The 18,179-nt window shown below is 41.2% G+C and carries 20 protein-coding genes and 1 tRNA gene; 4 read left to right on the top strand and 17 right to left on the bottom strand.

The genetic code is table 11. The features are described 5' to 3' along the window. Positions 1-19: 19 nt before the first annotated feature. The 6 genes from Q0590_RS02130 to Q0590_RS02105 all read right to left on the bottom strand — a co-directional run bounded on the left by Q0590_RS02130 (position 20) and on the right by Q0590_RS02105 (position 5,706). Entirely contained in the window at positions 20-397 is a 378-nt protein-coding gene (locus Q0590_RS02130; RefSeq protein ID WP_302035825.1) for a tellurite resistance TerB family protein, read from the bottom strand. Positions 398-577: 180 nt separating this feature from the next. Continuing rightward, positions 578-1,327: a L,D-transpeptidase family protein gene (locus Q0590_RS02125; protein WP_302035824.1), complete on the bottom strand. Its 750-nt coding sequence runs from the start codon at positions 1,325-1,327 to the stop codon at positions 578-580. A gap of 32 nt (positions 1,328-1,359) precedes the next feature. Further along, the gene (locus Q0590_RS02120) at positions 1,360-1,896 is read right to left on the bottom strand and encodes a GNAT family N-acetyltransferase (protein WP_302035823.1); all 537 of its coding nucleotides are present in this window, start codon (positions 1,894-1,896) and stop codon (positions 1,360-1,362) included. A 37-nt stretch (positions 1,897-1,933) separates the two neighbouring features. Beyond that, the gene (locus Q0590_RS02115) at positions 1,934-2,917 is read right to left on the bottom strand and encodes a Kelch repeat-containing protein (protein WP_302035822.1); all 984 of its coding nucleotides are present in this window, start codon (positions 2,915-2,917) and stop codon (positions 1,934-1,936) included. Positions 2,918-3,029: 112 nt separating this feature from the next. Continuing rightward, positions 3,030-4,931 (bottom strand): asparagine synthase (glutamine-hydrolyzing), encoded by a 1,902-nt coding sequence (asnB, locus tag Q0590_RS02110; RefSeq protein WP_302035821.1) that lies wholly within the window; start codon positions 4,929-4,931, stop codon positions 3,030-3,032. Between the two features lie 121 nt (positions 4,932-5,052). Further along, a complete protein-coding gene (locus tag Q0590_RS02105) occupies positions 5,053-5,706 on the bottom strand; it encodes a class I SAM-dependent methyltransferase (protein ID WP_302035820.1) in 654 nt (217 codons plus the stop codon). Between the two features lie 100 nt (positions 5,707-5,806). On the opposite strand from Q0590_RS02105, the gene Q0590_RS02100 reads away from it, so the two are divergent. Continuing rightward, positions 5,807-6,313, top strand: a complete 507-nt coding sequence (locus Q0590_RS02100) for a DUF4864 domain-containing protein (protein WP_302035819.1) — start codon at positions 5,807-5,809, stop codon at positions 6,311-6,313. Positions 6,314-6,391: 78 nt separating this feature from the next. Here Q0590_RS02100 and arfB read toward each other — a convergent pair whose 3' ends face one another. Continuing rightward, positions 6,392-6,817: an alternative ribosome rescue aminoacyl-tRNA hydrolase ArfB gene (arfB, locus tag Q0590_RS02095; protein WP_302035818.1), complete on the bottom strand. Its 426-nt coding sequence runs from the start codon at positions 6,815-6,817 to the stop codon at positions 6,392-6,394. A 437-nt stretch (positions 6,818-7,254) separates the two neighbouring features. Beyond that, complete coding sequence (hppD, locus tag Q0590_RS02090) at positions 7,255-8,349, bottom strand: 4-hydroxyphenylpyruvate dioxygenase (RefSeq protein WP_302035817.1); 1,095 nt, start codon at positions 8,347-8,349, stop codon at positions 7,255-7,257. A gap of 197 nt (positions 8,350-8,546) precedes the next feature. Between hppD and Q0590_RS02085 the strand changes: the two genes are divergently transcribed. Further along, positions 8,547-8,966, top strand: a complete 420-nt coding sequence (locus tag Q0590_RS02085; RefSeq protein WP_302035816.1) for a hypothetical protein — start codon at positions 8,547-8,549, stop codon at positions 8,964-8,966. 116 nt (positions 8,967-9,082) lie between these two features. Here Q0590_RS02085 and Q0590_RS02080 read toward each other — a convergent pair whose 3' ends face one another. From Q0590_RS02080 to Q0590_RS02055, 6 genes are all read right to left on the bottom strand, one after another. Next, positions 9,083-10,288, bottom strand: coding sequence for a proline dehydrogenase family protein (locus Q0590_RS02080; RefSeq protein ID WP_302035815.1), 1,206 nt, complete (start codon positions 10,286-10,288; stop codon positions 9,083-9,085). 176 nt (positions 10,289-10,464) lie between these two features. Next, positions 10,465-11,106, bottom strand: a complete 642-nt coding sequence (locus tag Q0590_RS02075) for a deoxyribose-phosphate aldolase (protein WP_302035814.1) — start codon at positions 11,104-11,106, stop codon at positions 10,465-10,467. A 115-nt stretch (positions 11,107-11,221) separates the two neighbouring features. Then, positions 11,222-11,599 carry an SPW repeat domain-containing protein gene (locus tag Q0590_RS02070; protein ID WP_302035813.1) on the bottom strand — a complete coding sequence of 126 codons (378 nt, stop codon included), beginning with the start codon at positions 11,597-11,599 and terminating at the stop codon, positions 11,222-11,224. A gap of 83 nt (positions 11,600-11,682) precedes the next feature. Next, a complete protein-coding gene (locus tag Q0590_RS02065; RefSeq protein WP_302035812.1) occupies positions 11,683-12,564 on the bottom strand; it encodes an SDR family oxidoreductase in 882 nt (293 codons plus the stop codon). A gap of 264 nt (positions 12,565-12,828) precedes the next feature. Continuing rightward, positions 12,829-13,260 (bottom strand): hypothetical protein, encoded by a 432-nt coding sequence (locus Q0590_RS02060; RefSeq protein WP_302035811.1) that lies wholly within the window; start codon positions 13,258-13,260, stop codon positions 12,829-12,831. Between the two features lie 105 nt (positions 13,261-13,365). Continuing rightward, positions 13,366-14,763 (bottom strand): FAD-binding oxidoreductase, encoded by a 1,398-nt coding sequence (locus tag Q0590_RS02055; protein WP_302035810.1) that lies wholly within the window; start codon positions 14,761-14,763, stop codon positions 13,366-13,368. A gap of 60 nt (positions 14,764-14,823) precedes the next feature. Between Q0590_RS02055 and Q0590_RS02050 the strand changes: the two genes are divergently transcribed. Continuing rightward, positions 14,824-15,507: a C40 family peptidase gene (locus Q0590_RS02050; RefSeq protein ID WP_302035809.1), complete on the top strand. Its 684-nt coding sequence runs from the start codon at positions 14,824-14,826 to the stop codon at positions 15,505-15,507. Positions 15,508-15,543: 36 nt separating this feature from the next. Then, positions 15,544-15,617, top strand: a tRNA-Ala gene (locus Q0590_RS02045). Positions 15,618-15,800: 183 nt separating this feature from the next. Here the strand turns inward: Q0590_RS02045 and Q0590_RS02040 are convergent. Genes Q0590_RS02040 through Q0590_RS02030 form a run of 3 tightly spaced genes read right to left on the bottom strand, consistent with a single transcriptional unit; the run spans position 15,801 to position 18,164 of the window. Then, entirely contained in the window at positions 15,801-16,349 is a 549-nt protein-coding gene (locus tag Q0590_RS02040; protein ID WP_302035808.1) for a carboxymuconolactone decarboxylase family protein, read from the bottom strand. A 34-nt stretch (positions 16,350-16,383) separates the two neighbouring features. After that, the gene (locus Q0590_RS02035) at positions 16,384-17,613 is read right to left on the bottom strand and encodes a DUF3179 domain-containing (seleno)protein (protein WP_302035807.1); all 1,230 of its coding nucleotides are present in this window, start codon (positions 17,611-17,613) and stop codon (positions 16,384-16,386) included. Continuing rightward, positions 17,610-18,164, bottom strand: a complete 555-nt coding sequence (locus Q0590_RS02030) for a carboxymuconolactone decarboxylase family protein (RefSeq protein ID WP_302035806.1) — start codon at positions 18,162-18,164, stop codon at positions 17,610-17,612. Before Q0590_RS02030 ends, Q0590_RS02035 begins: the two co-directional genes overlap by 4 nt. Positions 18,165-18,179 lie beyond the last annotated feature (15 nt).

Below are 18,179 nucleotides of genomic sequence, written 5' to 3'. Positions count from 1 at the left end.
TTTAAAAAAGGGAGGATTGTTAATTGGTAGAACCATTAGAGATTTCCGGATACAGGCATTTCTGAAGGTGTTGCATCAGGTCTTTTTCTGTGCCAAAAACCACCCCATCTGCCTGAAGCAGATTAACAGCAGATTTAAACACCATTGGTTTCAATTCAGGACCAATAACGGGGGCTGCTAGTTCAATTAGCCGGTAAGCATCAAACCGGATAGACTGGTTGATCAATTGTACTTTTTTATATAAGCTAATAAGGGGTGCATCCTTAAAAACAGGCTCTTTCATCAGAGACCGAATTAGTTCATCTGTTTCATCCTCGGTTACCCGGCCATCTACCGACATGCAAGCATACATGATAGCCAGATAGGCTTCCTGTTCAGTTTCTATTTGTAATGCCATATAACTCAATCTAAAGTACGTTAAAATCTGCTTCTTGTGCACAGCTAATGCCATATACATGTATTGCTGCAGATGGAGCAATATACATAATTTAAAAAAAAATATGTCAAAAGTTAGAGAAAAACATGCTTTCTGCCCCTAGCAAAAAGCATTTACTAACAGGTAGCTGATGCAACTAGTCTATTTGTAGGTATAAGCTCCCTGGGAAGTAACAGCGACCGTGGGGAGTTGCCGGGTGTTTTCAAACAAATCATATCCTTTCTGCAAGCCAGCCCAGAAGGCAGCGGTTGTTACGTCTGCTGAAAAAGTATGTACCAGGCTGGTAAGTGTATATTCATTCATTTTTGCAGGGAAAATATGTACTGGAATCTGCTGCTGCCCGGTATTTCTGGCTTCCACCGCCATTATATACAGCTCTTTAATGAAGTCATCTGTCATAGGCAGACAACCAACTGTTACACAACTGCCATGAATAAAAATATCGCCACCTAGTTTGCCTTTCACTCCCAATAGTTTGTCAGAAGCATTAGGATAATTGATTCCTAATGATAAATGAAAATTGCTTTGTGGATTGAAGCGGTCGATGTAGTAAAACCCTTCCGGTATCTGATAATCACCTTCTTTGCGCTTGGGTCCTGGATTGCCGGAAATGGCACAAACCGGGTAAGTGGTAACTAATTCGTAGGTATTTTTTGTATGGGGCTTAGCCCAAACTTCCAGGAGCCTTTCATGTTTAAAAGCTCTGAAAAAAAGATTGGCTTTCGTTACATCTATATTCTTGGCGGCAAATACTTGTTTAACGTGCGTTTCCTTCTCCTGATAGGCTTCCTTTACCCGGCTGTAGGTTAACTGTTGGGATTTAAAACCGGACTGGCTGAAAGCTGAAACAGATGCCATGAGAAATAGCCATACAAACATAAATTGACACATAGGTAAAAGTAAGTTAATAGATACATCCTGTTTTATTGGAATGAAATTTCTTTAATTAAGACCACTACCTGCTTTCGATCTCCATTAGGTTGCCTCTCAGAATAGGTATCCCGTTGGGTAAAACCTAGTTTTTCTACCAGTTTAATTGCCCGGCCATTCTCTACGGTTGTTTTGCCAATGATTTGTTGTACCTGCAGCTGTTGAAATGCATAATCTATTAATTTACGGAAGGCTTCCTGCATAATACCTAAACCCCAGTGCTTTGACGAAAGTGTACAACCTATTTCTACCTGTTGCGCTGCCTTGTTCCAATCGTGTAATGAACAGAGGCCAATTAGTCGTTCCGGTTTATTTTTTTGCCTGATTCCCCAGCTAAAGTGATTACTATTTGTTAATAAGCGGATTAATTTTTTGCTTTCATCCAGATTTTTATGTGGAGGAATGCCATAGTTTTTCAATACTTTTTTATCGGTAAATAACTCAAAAACATCCTTTGCATCTGCATAGGTAACAGGAGTCAGCAGCAGGCGTTCTGTTGAAAGTTGCTCTACCTTCACGTTTTCTGGCATGGGAGAGAGACTAATTAAATTTCTGAATGCATGTCCATTACTCCAGCACCTCCATGGTATTTAGTTCTGGGCCGCCACCCTGGTTGGCCGAACCCGCAGCAACAAACACTTTGTTCTGATAAAGTATAGCTTGGGTGCCATGGCGTCCGGTTTGTAGGGGTGCCAGGGTTTGCCAGGTATTCGTTTTGAAATCAAAGGCTTCTGTCTGATTATGGGCCAGTTTCTGGGGGCTCTCACCGCCAATAATGAGTACCTGTTTTCCTAGGGTAACTGCTGCGGTGCCCGCCCGTTGGGTAGGAATATTCTGTGCAGCTGGCAGGGTTTTCCAGGTGTTCGTTTTAAAATCAAAAATATCTACTTCGGGCACCGTGAGATCCAGTACGTGGCCAGTTTTGTGAGTAGAACGGCGGCCACCGGCTACAAACAGTTGGTTGTTCACTACAGCCGCCTGAAAATGGTCGCGGGCATGGGGGGCATCCGGTAACTGACGCCATTTATTTGTTTTGGGGTCGTACTCGTCGAGCCAGGTAACATGTCCGTCATAATGTCCATCTATAATACCACATACAAGGTATATCTTATCCTGATACACTACTACGCCAGCAGCCCCTCTCCGGCGGTTTTCCGGAATTTCGGCGCCCTCCCTCCATTTATCTGTTGTAGGGTTATATATCTGAATTTTAGGAATGGGTGTTTCATGAGGGAACCCTCCGGTAAAAGCGCCGGCTACAACTATTTCACCTTTGTACTCAATGGCTTGAAAATGGTGCATTTCCAGGGGAGGGGTAGCAAGTTTTTTCCATTGCCTGGTTTTGGTGTTATACGCTTCTACTGGTTTTATATTTCTTCCTCCTACCAGATAAAAACTATCTCCTACACGCACAAAAGCATTTTCATGCCGCTTTTCAGGCTCATTCTCCATGGCTACAAGTTTCCATGGTCCAGGTTCTTTGGTGAGCGTGAAGCTTAACAGCAATAAACTAAGTAAAAAAGGGGCAGATGGTATAAAAAAATGTCTCATAGGTAGATAACTGTTAGGTTCAATGGTCACAAGAAATAGCTTGCTTTAGTAATATGTACTCGGGTATATGGGAGTAAAAAAAAGTATGAATTTCCTGACTGAAGATATACAATTACATATACTTTTTCCACCAGTATTGAAAAACGAGCAGCCCCCAGATGCGGGCATGCACATCTTCCGGATTGCTGGAAAATAGTTTTTCCTTTAGCTCCCGTATATTGTCCACGTTAAAAATACCTTGCTGCTGAATAAAATCGTCTTTCAGCAGATCATTGGTAATTAACGGTTGCAATTCATTTCTAAACCATTTTAGTAAAGGGACTTCAAAGCCTTGTTTGGGCCGGTTGTAAAGTTCTTTTGGCAGATGAGAGCGGAAGGCATCTTGTACTATTCTCTTTTTCATGGTGCCATCCACTTTAAATTCCGCTGGAAGCGAAAAAGCAAAGTTTACCACCGTATAATCCAGGAAAGGCACCCGTATTTCCAAGCCATGCGCCATCGACATCAGATCTACTTTGGTAAGCATATCATTAGGCAATACCAGTTGCATATCTGTGTATAGAAATTCATTAAAATCGCCGTCTTCGTCCAGGTGTTTGAGTATCCTGTTTTTCCGTTCTTCAAATGCTTGTTCGCTTGCCAGCTGCAGACTCTGATTGCTTAATACATGCCGGGCATTTTCTTCATTAACAAAGGTACAGAAACGCCAGTACCGTTCTTTTTCGGTTTTGCTCATGCCTTCGGCAAACTTCTGTAGCTGGCGAACTTTGTTACCAAATGTACTATTCCGGGATTTCGGTAATACATCCCACAAGGGTTGCAAGGTTTTTACGGCACCTGCCATGAGCCCGCCTTCCCGAACTTTGTACTCTCCCTGATGTTTATTGTATCCGCCGAATAATTCGTCAGCTCCATCGCCAGAGAGGGCAACGGTTACCCGTTTACGCGTCCGTTTGCTCAGAATATATACTGCTAAGGCCGACGAATCGGCAAAAGGTTCGTCAGTATAGTCGAGCATATCGAAAAGGTGTTCATACAGATCTTCATTAGACAAAGAAAATACTGTGTGATTCGTTTTGTACTTTTTGGCTACCAGGTTGGCATATCTGGTCTCATCGAAAAAAGGTTCGTCCCGGTAGCCAATGGAGAAGGTGTTGAGATGATCTGTATATTTAGAAGCCAAGGCAACAATAACGGAGGAGTCGATGCCACCGCTGAGAAATGCTCCCAGTGGTACATCGGCAATAAGCCGCTTCCGTACAGATTCCTCCAGTAGTTCTACGAGTGTTGACTGCACTTTCTCATAACTCATCTGGTTGGCTGTCCATCGGTTGTACGTTTGCGGAATCTGGTAATAGGGTTTAGTAGTTACTTCATTGCCTTTTAAGTACATATAATACCCTGGAAGTAATTTCTGCACACCTTTAAAAATGGTGTGTGGCGCAGGAATATAATTGAGCTGCAAATATTGCTGCAGCGATACATAATCCAGTTCGCGGGGGATGCCATAGGCTAGCACAGCCTTCATTTCTGAAGCAAAAATCAGCTTATCTTCATCCTGAAAATAGAGAAGTGGCTTTATGCCCATGCGGTCGCGGGCAATGAACAGGCTTTCTTGCTCTTTGTCGTAAATAGCAAAAGCAAAAAAACCATTCAGGTGTTTCAGGCAATTTTCTTTTTCATGAATATACAAATTGAGCAATACTTCGGTATCTGATGAAGAACGGAAGTTATAGCCTTTTGCCTCCAGTTGTTGCTTGAGTTCCGGGAAGTTGAAAATTTCTCCATTGAATACAATAGTATATCTCTCCGTTTCGTCCGTCATGGGCTGGCGGCCATCAGAACTAGTATCAATAATAGACAACCGCCGGTGTCCTAAGCCAACATAGCCATGTGTGAATGTACCTGAAGAATCTGGCCCACGCTGCGACAATGCGTCTGTGGCAGCGAACATATTAATCATGAAAAACCGGCCTATTTCATTAAAAGCGTATATCCCTGTTATTCCACACATAGCTAGTATAACAAATTAAGAGTAGTTACCGGCAACCCGGCTGTGGCTGAGAGGTGCCTAGTATAAACCGGCAAGATACTGATATTTTACAGATTCCGGTAAATCCTTTTTGCTATGAATATTACTGTGTTTTCCTATACACAGCCGAAACAATCAGACCTTTGTAATAGGAGTGTTCGTTTACGAGTTTCATATTCATAGCAGTAAAAAGTGCTGCAAAATCAGGCAGTTGACGGGCTGTAATGTGGCTGGTTATTCTGAAAAAAAGGAGCATGCTTTTTACCAGTAGTTTCTTCCATAAGTATCTAATTCCAATATTCTGCTCTGCTAAGCGGAAATCAGCTATCAGCCACAATCCACTAGGGTATAATACATTTTTTAGTTGGTAGGCTATTTTTTTTAGCTGTACCGGCTCAAATACATCCAGGAAAAAATGAGTAACCACTATATCAAATTGTTCAGCAGGATAAAGGGTGTCTTCTGTTCCCAGGCGGAATTCTATTTCCGAAGTAGTTAGCTCCGGAAGCAGGCTTGCTATCTTTTTGCGTGTGAGGGCAAGCATTTTTTCAGAAGCTTCTATGTACACAACCTTCTTTACTTTGTGCTGTTCCAGCAATGCCTTCAGATACCAGCCAGTACCGCCCCCAATGATTAAAACAGTGGCATTTAAAGGAATCCATGTAAGTGTATCCAGCTGGGCTTGTTTGATGGATTGCCCAAACACCCAGCTGGCCAGCTGGTCATATACCGGAGCAATAAAGTTAAAGTTGTGCAAAGATTTAGTTAACATCTAAATAAAATCCAAAACCTATGAACAGCCGTATAAGTTAAGTATAAGAACTAGTATGAGTGAATATGCATAACCTGATTGATTTATGAAAATAAAAGTAAGTTTAGTGGCCTGGGCTGCGGCAGCAATGTTGCTTCAACCAGATTCGTTAGTAGCTAACATACAAAAAACAACACACTATTTTGCACACTATACCCATCCTTCACCCAGACCTGATTTAAGTCCTGAAGATGTAATTGCTATCCAGCTGAAAGCTTTTCAGGAAAATGACCACAACGATACAGGCATAGAGACCGTTTTTAGCTTTGCTGCCCCTGAAAATAAAAAATATACTGGCCCGTTGGATTTTTTTAAGGCAATGGTGAAAAACCCAACATACGATCCGTTACTTAATTTGAAAAAGTATACTCCCCAGAAATTGCGTGTGGAGGGAAATACGGCCCAACAGATTATCGTAATTACTGACCGAGTGGGAAAAAAAGCGGCTTATTTATTTACTTTATCCAAACAGACGGAGGGCCCTTACAAAGATTGCTGGATGACTAGCAGTGTAATCCGGCTAGCGTATGAGGATAAAACGGTGAATACATAAAAGCAAGCAAAGGCTTTTTAACCCAAACCTGAAATACGAGTAATAGACTGATGTAATATCACCAAACAGCCTTTCTGCTTATTCATTGTCGAGGAAATCCCGTTTATTGCGATCTGTTTTTTTGCTTGAAAGTGCCTTCTTTGCCTGAAGCCGTGCTTGAATGGAAGCCTTAGTAGGTTTGGTGGCTTTGCGCCGCTTGACTGGCGTAAGCGCCTTTTCCAGTAGCTGATAAAATTTAGTGACAGCCAGTTGCTTATTGAGTAGCTGGCTTCTTTCTGCCTGAGAAACTATCTGCAGATAGCCATCATTGGTGATTTTGTTGGCTAATTTCTGTTTCAATATCTCTTTTTCTTCCAGTGTCAACAACGTAGAGTTATCCACATGAAACCGTAATTCTACTTTAGATGATACCTTATTTACATGTTGCCCACCTGCACCTCCACTTCGAGAAGTGGCAAAGTCAAATTCAGTATAAAAATCCCGGTTTTGTATCAGACTGGACATTAAATAGCGTAGTAATATGTAATATGAATCGAACGCTGCAAAGGTATGAAAGTTAGCTGTGAGTTTAAGAGCAACTACATAAAAACCTTCTTAGCAACAGCATTCTTTAAATTAAGAAGGCTTGACAAGGACTCATTAACAATTATACCCATTCATGAATCGTTTAAAAAAATGCTTGGAAAAATTATATAAAATCTTAGAATAGTTAGTAAAAATACCTGGAATTAGGTATTTACATAGATATTTTTATTAACGAAATTTGTAGAATCATGTTAATTAATAGGGCTTAACAACAGGTAAAATAAAAAGCCTCTCCCATGGAGGGGCCCTTTATTATTATGTTTAAACTTTTAACTTCTTTTTAAGTGCAGAAATTCAGATTTTCCTGCACTTTTTCTATTCAGGCACTTCTCATATTTCGAGTTTTTTCTTTCCGCTTATAAGTTTCCCCGTAAAGCCTGCTCCCGTTCAATAGCTTCAAACAAGGCTTTAAAATTTCCTTTCCCGAATGATTTAGCTCCTTTACGCTGAATAATCTCATAAAATAATGTTGGTCTGTCTTCTACTGGTTTAGTAAATATTTGTAAGAGATACCCTTCTTCGTCACGGTCTATTAGAATATTTAAATCTTTTAGTGGTTGCAGGTCTTCATCAATCTTACCTACACGTTCATGCAAGTCTTCATAATAGGAGGCGGGTACCTGTAAAAATTCCACGCCTCTTCTGCGTAATTCACCTACCGTATGAACAATATCATGCGTTGCGATGGCTATGTGTTGCACACCGGCTCCCTGATAAAAGTCGAGGTACTCTTCTATCTGCGATTTCTTCTTACCTACTGCCGGTTCGTTAATCGGGAATTTAATATAGCCATTTCCATTAGATACCACTTTTGACATCAGCGCCGAATATTCGGTAGAAATATCTTCGTCATCGAAGGTAATCAGGAGTTTAAAACCCATCACCTCTTCATAAAATTTCACCCATTTGTTCATTTCACCGAGTTCCACATTTCCTACACAGTGATCTACATATTGCAATCCGACAGGGGTAGTTTCAATACTGCTTTGCTTTGCTTTAAATCCGGGTAAAAATGGGCCATTGTAGTTTTTACGCTCTACAAATGTATGCACGGTTTCGCCATAGGTATGAATAGAGGCCATGCGTACTTCCCCAAATTCGTCAGTAAATTTTTGAGGGGAAGAGGCAGGACGGGCTCCGCGTTTTACGGTTTCGGCAAACGATTTTTCAGCATCATCCACCCACAGAGCCAGTACTTTTACGCCATCTCCATGTTTTTTTACATGTTCGGCAATGGGTGAGTCAGGATGAAGGGCTGTGGTCAATACCAACCGGATTTTGTTTTGTTGTACTACATACGATACTTTATCCTTAATCCCAGTTTCCGGACCAGCATACGCTATCAGCTGATACCCAAAAGCAGTCTGGTAATAGTAAGCTGCCTGTTTGGCATTTCCTACATATAATTCTACGAAGTCGGTACCGTTGATCGGTAAAAAATCTTTTTCCATAGGTTTAGTTCATTTGTTGATTCTGGTAGTATACCCTTATTTAACGTAAGTTAGTAGGTAAACAATGTCATAAAAGAATAGTTAAATTTATTATAGTATATTTACTATAACTGAGATGCATGGTTTTTTTGTAATCTTTACTTGCATCTGTGAATAAGTCTATAGACTTTTGTATCAGTATTTCTATTTTCTTGATTATGGACGCAAAAGGTTTAAATAAAGCATTGGTTGCTTTAGTGGAAAAAAAGAACCAGCTGAGCAGCTTAAATTACGCAGACACCAGTTACGATACAGTGGAAGAAGAGTTGCATGATCTGGAAGACAAACTGATGGATAAATATGGCAAAGAACTGGAAAAAGCGTTGGAGGAAGTACATGAAGAATACTGCTCAGATACAGAAGTATTATTACCCATTGCCTACCTAGCCCAGAAATACACTAATAAAGGGCAGAATGCGGACGGGAGTTCTATATACGATGTAAATTTCAAAGAAGGCGTATGGGTAGATGCAGATAAGTTTCCAGGCAAAGAAGCCCGCTTGGTAATATTACCTAACCCTGCCAGAATTATGCTTATGGTAGCTCCGGATCAGAGGCTGGAGGTATGGCGGGCTTAGGCAAAGCTAAGTAACTTAGTCATTCTACACTGTTTCTTCTATACGAAAAGAAAGCAAGCAAATATCTAAATTTGCTTGCTTTCTTTTTGTGAGCTTCTCATCTATGAGAAATTAAGTCAGGATGCTTTGGCTTGAGCTTTTCTCCGGCGTAGTTCCTTTTGGATGAGGTTAAACTCTCGGCTACTCTGCCCCGCAATAGAGGTGTTTTCTTCGGCCCGTCGGAATAGATAGGGCATAACCGATTCAATAGGCCCATAGGGAACGTATTTAGCCACATTGTATCCGGCTTTCGCCAGATTATAGGAAATGTGATCACTCATGCCATAGAGTTGAGCAAAATATACTCTGGAGTCATTAGGTGCCAGTCCGTGCTTATCCATTAATACAGTCAGGTAATAGTTGCTGTGTTCGTTATGAGAGCCGGAACAAATAGCAATTCTTTGTTTTTCATTCATACAAAACAGCAAGGCTTTGTCAAAATCTTCATCTGTGCTTTCTTTGTCTGGCTGCACTGGGTCTGGTATGCCTCTGCGGCGGGCCTCTTCTCTCTCTTTTTCCATATACGCTCCCCTTACCAGTTTTGCCCCCAAATAGTAGTTATGCATGACTGCATTATGAAGGGCATCTTTCAATTTATTGAGACTAGCTGTTAAATACATCTGAAATGTATTGTAGATAATGGGCTGTTCTTTGTTGTATTTGCGCATCATCTCATAAGCCAACTCATCTATAGTTTCCTGAATCCAGGATTCTTCGCCATCTATAAAGATACGTACATTATTCTCATGTGCCCTCTTGCAGATGGTATCTACCCGGTTAGCTACTTTAGCGAAGCTTATTTTTTCAGCTTCAGAAAGCGGAGAGTCGCTTTGCTTTTTTTCCAATAAGCGGGTGGCGGCAATTCCTGTAACTTTAAATACAGAAAAAGGAATATTGGGATCGCCTTTGGCGCGGTCTATAGTAGCCAGTATCTCCTGGGTAGTAGCATCAAAGCCGGCTTCCGTTTTTTCTCCTTCCACTGAGTAGTCCAGAATGGTTTTAATATGGTAATTTGCCAGTTCCTGAATGGCATCTTCACATTCAGCAATAGATTCGCCCCCGCAAAACTGCTCAAACAAGGTGTGTTTAATGGGTGATTTTATAGGTAAACCAAATTTAAGAGCGGCTTTCATAAAAAAAGTGCCGGTGCTGACAAGGGCATTGCTGTTCATAGCAGCAAACAATAAATGCATTTTTTTTAATTCCAGATCCGATTTTGAAGCAAAGGCTGTGGCTGTATCTTCAAAGGATACGGTCGTTTTAGTATTATATGTATTGTTCATTGAATAGGTACTTTAGAGTCACAACGCGGCAAAGATAGCCAATTATCTATCAAACACTTGAGCAAAACCGACTACCTAAGACGCTTATTTATGGTAAGGTAATGCCTGCATGTAAAGTACAGGCTACCATTCTCATAAGCTAAATAGGTAGCGAATTGTTCGCTATTTAGGAGGATTTATTGTTGTTTCAGGAAATCAAGTGAGGGAACACTTACTTTCTCTATACCAATATGTAGTAAGTTGTTTACTTCTTGGAAGGTACACATTTGTGTATAAACTTTGACCCCTACAGAAGCAGGTATATATTTTAACGCAAGTTCCAGCTTTTCGATAGAATATGCTTTTGGTACATAGCCGCTCATTATTTTTATGTAATCTGCCCCGGCATCTGCACAGGTTTTACAAAACAGCTCCAGTTCCAGGTTAGTTAGTGAATCTGTATCAGCTACCATTGTTAGCATGGCCTCCCTGGCATGTACCAGATGAGCAAAGCGTGCAACCTCTGCCTTTATCCAGTTTATCCGCTGCGATTTTAAAGCCGACATATTTATTGCCACTTCTATAGCTGTGGCGCCATCGGCAAAGGCTAGTTCCATTTCTGCAAGTTTCGTTTCGGTCCGCTGGTAGCCATACGGAAAACCAATAATGGTAAGTAAAGCCACGTCTGTATGAGCTACTTCCCGGCTTGCTTTTTTTACCCAATAGGGAGGAATACATAACCCACCTACCTGTAACTCAACAGCCAGTGCTGAAGCAGCATCTATCTGATTGTCTGTCACAAATGGATCAAGTACTGTATATTCTATATGTGGGTACATAAAATTTTATGTATATGCAAACGTAACTTACCAGGTATAAGGAAAAGAACACATAAAAAAAGGCTGCAACTATTGATTTCAAGTAATTACAACCTTTACATTAGCTTTTCCCAAATTACCTTCTATCCATTGCAGCGGATGTACGATGCCCAGGTACTTTATGCGTAATTAAGGAGGCGCCTATCTCAAATAACCCAAATAGTAAGTGAGGAAGATATACATAATCATTAAAGCCAAATAACCAGGGGGAGGTAGCCAGTACAATACCAGACATGGCATCAAATAGTAGGTGCATGGGCATAGGTATTAATTTAACTACACCCAACTCATACTCAGTAAAAAAGCTGTATATCAAAGCTCCAACTCCGGCAAGCACAAAAATCCATGTTTCCATTCCTCCCTGTGCAAATCCAAAAATCCAAGGAACAGCAATTAGTAGCAATCCCACCAAGTAATCTATTACTCCGTGAGCTTTAGTTGATAAAAATCTCATATGCTTTTTTAGAATATATTTTCAATTGTTGATATTATTCAATATTGTTATCGGTATACAAAAAATATTGTTGCATAAGCGTGTTATTTACTAAAAGAATTTTTTTGTGCATTGAGTTGCAAACGGTCGTTTAGCTTGGTTAGGGTAGTACTCATCTCCCAGAGCTTTTGTGCATTATAGTCACTAAGTGCTTCTTTGGTAGGTGTTTTAGGTTTCTTTTTGTCGAAATACAAACCTGTCATTCCTTTTACTTCAGGAGAAGAGGCAAGATAAATAGTAGTTTCTGCCCCTTTTTCCGGACTTATAAAAAAAGGACGGAGCAAGCTGAAAAATGCCCCTGCAATGCCTGAGTAACCAGCGCCAAAGTTAGTAGCTACAGCTCCCGGATGCAGGCAATTAGCCGTAATACCATCATTTTTTACCACTTTGGCCAGTTGCCTGGTAAAAAGTATATTAGCCAATTTTGAATTGCCATAGGCTAACCAGGCACTATATTTTTTGGGCGAAACAAGGTTGTTAAAGTCTAATTTCGAAAATTTATGTGCTTCAGACGAGACAGTAAGTATTCGCGGATCATTTCCATTTTTTACCAAGTCCAACAATAAATTTGTTAGGAGAAACGGCCCAAGGTGATTGATGGCCAGTGTCATTTCTATACCGTCAGCAGAGAGTTGATAATCAGGAATAATTAAGCCTGCATTATTAATTAATACATCAATTTTGTTATGCTTTGCTTTTATTTCATTGGAGACTTTTACTATATCTGCTTGTACCGACAGATCACAGAGATATAATTCTATAGCAGAATTACCGGTAGCCTGACTAATTTCCTGGCGTGCCTGTTCTCCTTTCTCCTTATTTCTGGCAATCATCAGGATGGTCATACCCTTGGCAGCCAATTCCCTGGCAGTTATTTTTCCAATTCCGGAGTTTGCTCCTGTAATTAAACATATGCGGTTTTTCATAGGATGGTCTTAATTAGTATTGTTCGATTTTTTGCAAAGCATAATTAGAGAATGCAGAAATTCTTCTGATGCTTCAATTCAACAGAGCTACCCATACGTTCAGCAACTATCGACGCTTATATTAGTTGAACTATAAAAGGAGGGTAAATGTTGGCAAACCATCGAATAAACAGGAAGTTACCGGATAAATAGCAACTGCTATAAAAAATAAATCCAGGCACCTAGCTAGGCACCTGGATTAGAAAAAAATATATGAGGTAACTGTTATCCTTCTTTAAGAATCAATTGCAAGTCATCTTCGGGTAACGTATCTTCTCCGGTTTCTTCACTCACGTTGACAAGCGCTTTGATAAGGTCGCCTACAACATGTGCTTTAAATCCAAGCTTTTCGGCTACTTCAACACAAAGCAATACTTTCCGTTCATCAATAATATCATCAATTAATACCATCCTTACCAGATCATAAATCTGTTCTAAGCGCTCCATCGATGTTTTAGGCGCATAAAAAGGGATAGAATAGGCATTATCCATTATATAATCGAAGTCTTCTTTATCAAGATTGAAGTTACTGCATAGTTTATTTAGATACTCCAGTTCATCCTTCGTTACAAAAGCATCTGCTAGAGCAAGCTGGCAAAGATTTGCAAAGTGACTTTTAACTTTCGCGGCATGAGCTGGTTCAAATCTTTCTAACATGGTAAATGTATATTTAGTGAAACGAAATCCTTTTGTTTTGTAAACGTTAATACGGCACACAAAAAAATAGTAAGCAAAAAACTGGTAAATATTACATGCAAAATCTTAAAAAATCTTTCCTGGATTTAAAATTCCTTTCGGATCAAAAACTTTTTTTATCCCGCGCATAATAGCCAGGTTAACTTCTGGCAGTGCAATATCAATATATGGCTTTTGAACATACCCTATGCCATGCTCGCCTGAGATGGTGCCACCAAGTTGTACACAAAGCCTGAATATTTCACGGATTCCTTCCGGAAGCTTAGTTGTCCATTCCTCCTCCGACATGTTACCTTTGATGATATTCACATGCAAGTTACCATCGCCGGCATGCCCATAACAAACAGACTTAAACTGATACCTGGCTCCTATTTCCTTAATCCCTTTTAATAGTTGTGGCAAATGCGCTCTGGGAACTACGGTATCCTCTTCTTTATACACAGAATTGTGCCGTACAGCATAAGGGATTTTGCGCCGCAAAGCCCATAGTTCTTCTTTTTGCTGAAAAGATTCACCTAATAATATATCTCCTACATCGTACGTATTAACTACCTGATATAACTGTTCGGCCTCTTTTAAGAGCAGTTCCATATCATTGCCATCTAGTTCAATAAGCAGGTGTGCTTGTATGTGAGCAGGCAAAGGAATAGAGGAGCCAGTATAAGCTATGGCCCATTCAAGTGCTTCCCGCTCCATAAACTCTAAGCAGGATGGGGTAATCCCTGCCATAAAAATGGCATTCACCGCCTCGCATGCCTGGGTGGCTGTAGTAAAAGGCACAAGCATTACCAGATTATAACTTGGATACGGACGGAGTTTTACAACTGCTTTGGTAACAATTCCCAATGTACCTTCGCTCCCTACCATTAACTGGGTAAGATTATAACCGGTGGAATATTTGAGAACATTGGCACCAGTCCAGATAATTTCGCCAGTTGGCAGTACAACTTCTAAATTTAAAATGTTATCGCGTGTCGTACCATATTTTACTGCTCTTAGTCCACCGGCCGACTGGGCGATGTTCCCACCAATGGTACAACTTCCTTTGCTGGCAGGATCTACCGGGTAAAATAAGCCTTTTTCAATAGTAGCCTCCTGCAATACTTGCACAATTACCCCCGGCTCGACAAGGGCTTGAAAATTTTTGTCATCTATGTTGAGAATGTTATTGAGTCTCTCCATAGAAAGTAAAATTCCTTTGTATATGGGTAACGCAGCGCCACTTAGGCCCGTACCAGCGCCACGGGCAGTTACTGGTATACCTTCTGCTGAACAAAATTGCATGATCTGACTTACTTCAGCAGCCGTTGCTGGCTTTACTACTATATCTGGTAAAAAGGATAAATCTTCTGTTTCGTCATGCGAATACTTGTAGAGATTTTCTTCATCAGCCAGTACATGGGCAGCTCCTACAATCTTTTGCATTTTTTCTATCACTACGTGAGAAATCTGAGCTGTAAACATAATAAAATGTGAAAATTTGAGTTGTATGTAGTAAATTAGACGTTAAAAACCTCCTGAAACTTGAATAAAATTACCAAAACATTTCTGTATTTCTTAATCATGGTTTCCCTTTGTTTGGCTGAAACCAGTTGTCAAAGTTCGAGGTCAAGTTATAATCAGCGGAAGAGCCATACAACGGGTAAAGGGTATGTCCGTAAAAAAGCATCTAGCGGGAATAAACGGTCTAATCATGGGAAAAGTAGCCATGGCCGGGTTGCCAGCCGGAGTACTGCCCCCGCTAAACCAGTATATGGGAAACGTCCTCCCTCTACAAGCGCCAAATCTCCAGTTGAAGTACACGAGAGTAAGGCTGCAAGTGTACAAGCAAAAGAAATAATTAAAGCTGCCAGATCATATATAGGCACTCCTTACCGCTATGGAGGCAGCACCCGCCGGGGAATGGATTGTTCCGGACTTTTATGTATTTCATTTGAAGCAGCCAACATTAAGCTGCCTCGTACGTCAAACGAACAGGCAAACTATGGACAAGAAGTACGGCTGGCCAATCTCTCCCCCGGCGATTTGGTGTTTTTTGCTGAACGGAAAGGCAGCAACCAAATTTCCCATGTAGGTATGGTGACTGAGGTAGGAGGGAGAAATGAAGTAAAATTTATTCATGCCAGCACCAGTAGAGGAGTTATAGAAGATAATTTTTATTCAGAATATTATCAAAAGATTTTTGTGAAAGCAGTCAGGCCATTTTGATATATCAGAATTAAGCCATTATATTTGCATTACCATGGGGATGTAGCTCAGTTGGCTAGAGCGCTTGCATGGCATGCAAGAGGCCGTGGGTTCGAGTCCCATCTTCTCCACCCTATATTTAAAAACCTCTGTAAATTATTGATTTACAGAGGTTTTTATTTTGAATGTCAATAATTATTTTTTATTCTTTTTACGTCTTGGTAATCTCATTCAATAACATTGCTGCAAGCATATGATTTCAAGGCAAGCCCCTATGGTCATCTATGCAAATACAAACTATTATTGCTCGAAAATTACTTATAAGGATTAGACCCGGCATATCCTATCTGGGCTAATGTTGCACTTCTTTCCCTGTAAAGCTGAGGATCGCTAGGTGCCCAGGTGGCTAAGCCATCCACATAGCGGTTAAACATACAAAAAGCTGCGGCAATGAGTACCGTGTCATGAATTTCTTTGTCGGTAGCACCCATATTTCTGGCATCTTCTATTTGTTCGGGAGTAACTTCTTTTCCTCCTTTTTGTACACTTCCGGCAATACTCAGCAAAGCTTTCATTTTGTCGGAAACAGGAGCCTGTTGGTAATCCTTTTTTACTTGATCAATAAGTTTTCCATCGTCTTCTAAATAAAAACTGGCTACAGCCCCATGCACACTCTGGCAGTATAAACAATCGTTCTGGGAAGACACATAAGTGGCAATCAGTTCCCGCTCACTTCGGGAGAGAGAATTTTCTTCCCTGAGCAATACTTCTGCCAGGGCATTTAAGGCTTTGGCTGTTCCTGGACTATAGGCCATTAAGCCTCTGATTCCTGGTAATCCTTCTGGTAAATTGATATGAGGCATACGTAAGTAGTTTAAAATGTACAATAACGGTTACTTAGTTTTCAGAAATAATAGTAGGAGCAGGGCTCTTTTCCCCCCGCCAGAACAAAGTTGGGGAATGAAACTGCTGCCAGGAATGCCAGTATTCCTGGTGTGCCTGTATGCTTTTGAGTTTCTTCCCGGTTAGCAATCCGGACACACATTCGCCTTGCCAGTTCCAGGTCGAATTAGTTTGCCTGTCCCATAAGGTTTTTTCGTCAGATTCAAAATGTAGCACATTTCCTTCCAGATTGCGGTTCCAGACATGAAAAGAAAGGCTATCCGGTTCAATAGTTACCACTACCGGCGTTTTGCCAACCAGGTCATTCACTACTTTTGCTTCAATTAACTCTCGCCAGTCATAGGCTTTGGCTTGCTCGTCTACAGTGATGCCCACTACCCAGCTTTTGCGTATCAGCGTATCTGATTTTAGGGTAGAATCTTTATCTATGGGTTGCAGGCGGTCATAGCGTTTTAAATCATCATAAGCTAATAAATAATTCGTATCTGGTTGAAGAATCAGGGAGTTAGGATATTTTTCGAGCCACGACCGCAAAGTCAGTTGCTCGTAAGTAATTTCTTTTAACGTGCGGCCTTGTAGCGGGCCTACGGCAGCTTCTCCGGTGGCCTGATACCACCACGACTTAGTAGACGCATCTTCTATCACGGCATTGTAATGACGGGCACCCACCAGCCGGAATGTTTGATGAGTGCCATTAATTACCGGAGAAAATACCCTGCCTGTCCGGCACATGGTACAATAAGTTACTAGTACTGGCACCTGACCCACACTGTCCTGCACTTTATGGTGGTAGCCCAGGTAATTAACCGGATATGCTTTGGCAACACTCCCTTCTACCACACCCAGTACCAGCAATGTATCAGGTACTTGATTTGACTGAGAACTGGCAAAGCGGATAATTTGCGGTTCCTCAAACATGCGTTCGGCCCGGTACAGGTGATCTGAAAAATAAAATACACCCAGGCATACCAGCACCATTCCACCTTTTGTAATCTTTTCACTAAGTCGGCCTTTAGCAAAAGCATGCCACAGTGGCCATAGAACCAGCAGAAAGCCTATAATACGTAGCGGTAGAACAATCTTTTCCAGATAATACACAAAGGTAATGGCTTCCAGATCCTGGCTGCCAGGAAAAGGCATCAGCAAATACGCATGCAGCAAACCGGGCACCAACAACAGGAAAATTCCTGCCCAGAATAAACTAGTAATTATTCGCTTATTCATATGCCTGTTTGCGGAGTAGGTAGTACATATCCTTTTTCCACCATTCGTTTTCCCATTTCTTCGTAGGCTTTTGGATCGGTAGGGGTAAAACTAGCCAGGCCATCCACATAGCGGTTAAACATACAAAAAGTGGCTGCAATTAGCACGGTATCATGGATTTCTCTATCAGTCGCACCTAAACTTCTGGCTTTGGCTACTATCTCCGGTGTTACCGTCCGGGCATCCTGCTGTACGCTGCCGGCAATAGAAAGTAATGATTTGAGTTTGGCAGAAATAGGTGCGGACTCATAGTCTTCTAGGACTACATCGACAATGCCTTTTTCATCTTTGAACAGATAACGGGCAGCGGCGGCGTGACTGCTCATACAAAACAAACAACTGTTCAGGCGAGAAACGTAGGTAGCAATGAGTTCGCGTTCTGCCTCTGAAAGTGTAGAGTCTCCACGCAGCAATGCCCCTGCGAGTTCGTATAAAGGTTTTCCGGTATCGGGGCGGTACATCACCAGGCTGCGGATGCCTGGAACACCTTCTGGTACTTGTATATGGGCCATAGTTTTAGACGTTGA

Origin of the sequence: Rhodocytophaga aerolata, from assembly GCF_030503435.1 — a bacterium.
Taxonomy (GTDB): domain Bacteria; phylum Bacteroidota; class Bacteroidia; order Cytophagales; family 172606-1; genus Rhodocytophaga; species Rhodocytophaga aerolata.
Note: the sequence above shows the minus strand (reverse complement) of the source record. Positions and strands in the feature narration are given on the sequence as shown.

Coding starts and splice junctions, on each gene's coding strand:
- Q0590_RS02130 (WP_302035825.1), bottom strand. CDS start 397: ATGGCATTACAAATAGAAACTGAACAGGAAGCCTATCTGGCTATCATG.
- Q0590_RS02125 (WP_302035824.1), bottom strand. CDS start 1,327: ATGTGTCAATTTATGTTTGTATGGCTATTTCTCATGGCATCTGTTTCA.
- Q0590_RS02120 (WP_302035823.1), bottom strand. CDS start 1,896: ATGCCAGAAAACGTGAAGGTAGAGCAACTTTCAACAGAACGCCTGCTG.
- Q0590_RS02115 (WP_302035822.1), bottom strand. CDS start 2,917: ATGAGACATTTTTTTATACCATCTGCCCCTTTTTTACTTAGTTTATTG.
- asnB (WP_302035821.1), bottom strand. CDS start 4,931: ATGTGTGGAATAACAGGGATATACGCTTTTAATGAAATAGGCCGGTTT.
- Q0590_RS02100 (WP_302035819.1), top strand. CDS start 5,807: ATGAAAATAAAAGTAAGTTTAGTGGCCTGGGCTGCGGCAGCAATGTTG.
- arfB (WP_302035818.1), bottom strand. CDS start 6,817: ATGTCCAGTCTGATACAAAACCGGGATTTTTATACTGAATTTGACTTT.
- hppD (WP_302035817.1), bottom strand. CDS start 8,349: ATGGAAAAAGATTTTTTACCGATCAACGGTACCGACTTCGTAGAATTA.
- Q0590_RS02085 (WP_302035816.1), top strand. CDS start 8,547: ATGGACGCAAAAGGTTTAAATAAAGCATTGGTTGCTTTAGTGGAAAAA.
- Q0590_RS02080 (WP_302035815.1), bottom strand. CDS start 10,288: ATGAACAATACATATAATACTAAAACGACCGTATCCTTTGAAGATACA.
- Q0590_RS02075 (WP_302035814.1), bottom strand. CDS start 11,106: ATGTACCCACATATAGAATATACAGTACTTGATCCATTTGTGACAGAC.
- Q0590_RS02070 (WP_302035813.1), bottom strand. CDS start 11,599: ATGAGATTTTTATCAACTAAAGCTCACGGAGTAATAGATTACTTGGTG.
- Q0590_RS02065 (WP_302035812.1), bottom strand. CDS start 12,564: ATGAAAAACCGCATATGTTTAATTACAGGAGCAAACTCCGGAATTGGA.
- Q0590_RS02060 (WP_302035811.1), bottom strand. CDS start 13,260: ATGTTAGAAAGATTTGAACCAGCTCATGCCGCGAAAGTTAAAAGTCAC.
- Q0590_RS02055 (WP_302035810.1), bottom strand. CDS start 14,763: ATGTTTACAGCTCAGATTTCTCACGTAGTGATAGAAAAAATGCAAAAG.
- Q0590_RS02040 (WP_302035808.1), bottom strand. CDS start 16,349: ATGCCTCATATCAATTTACCAGAAGGATTACCAGGAATCAGAGGCTTA.
- Q0590_RS02035 (WP_302035807.1), bottom strand. CDS start 17,613: ATGAATAAGCGAATAATTACTAGTTTATTCTGGGCAGGAATTTTCCTG.
- Q0590_RS02030 (WP_302035806.1), bottom strand. CDS start 18,164: ATGGCCCATATACAAGTACCAGAAGGTGTTCCAGGCATCCGCAGCCTG.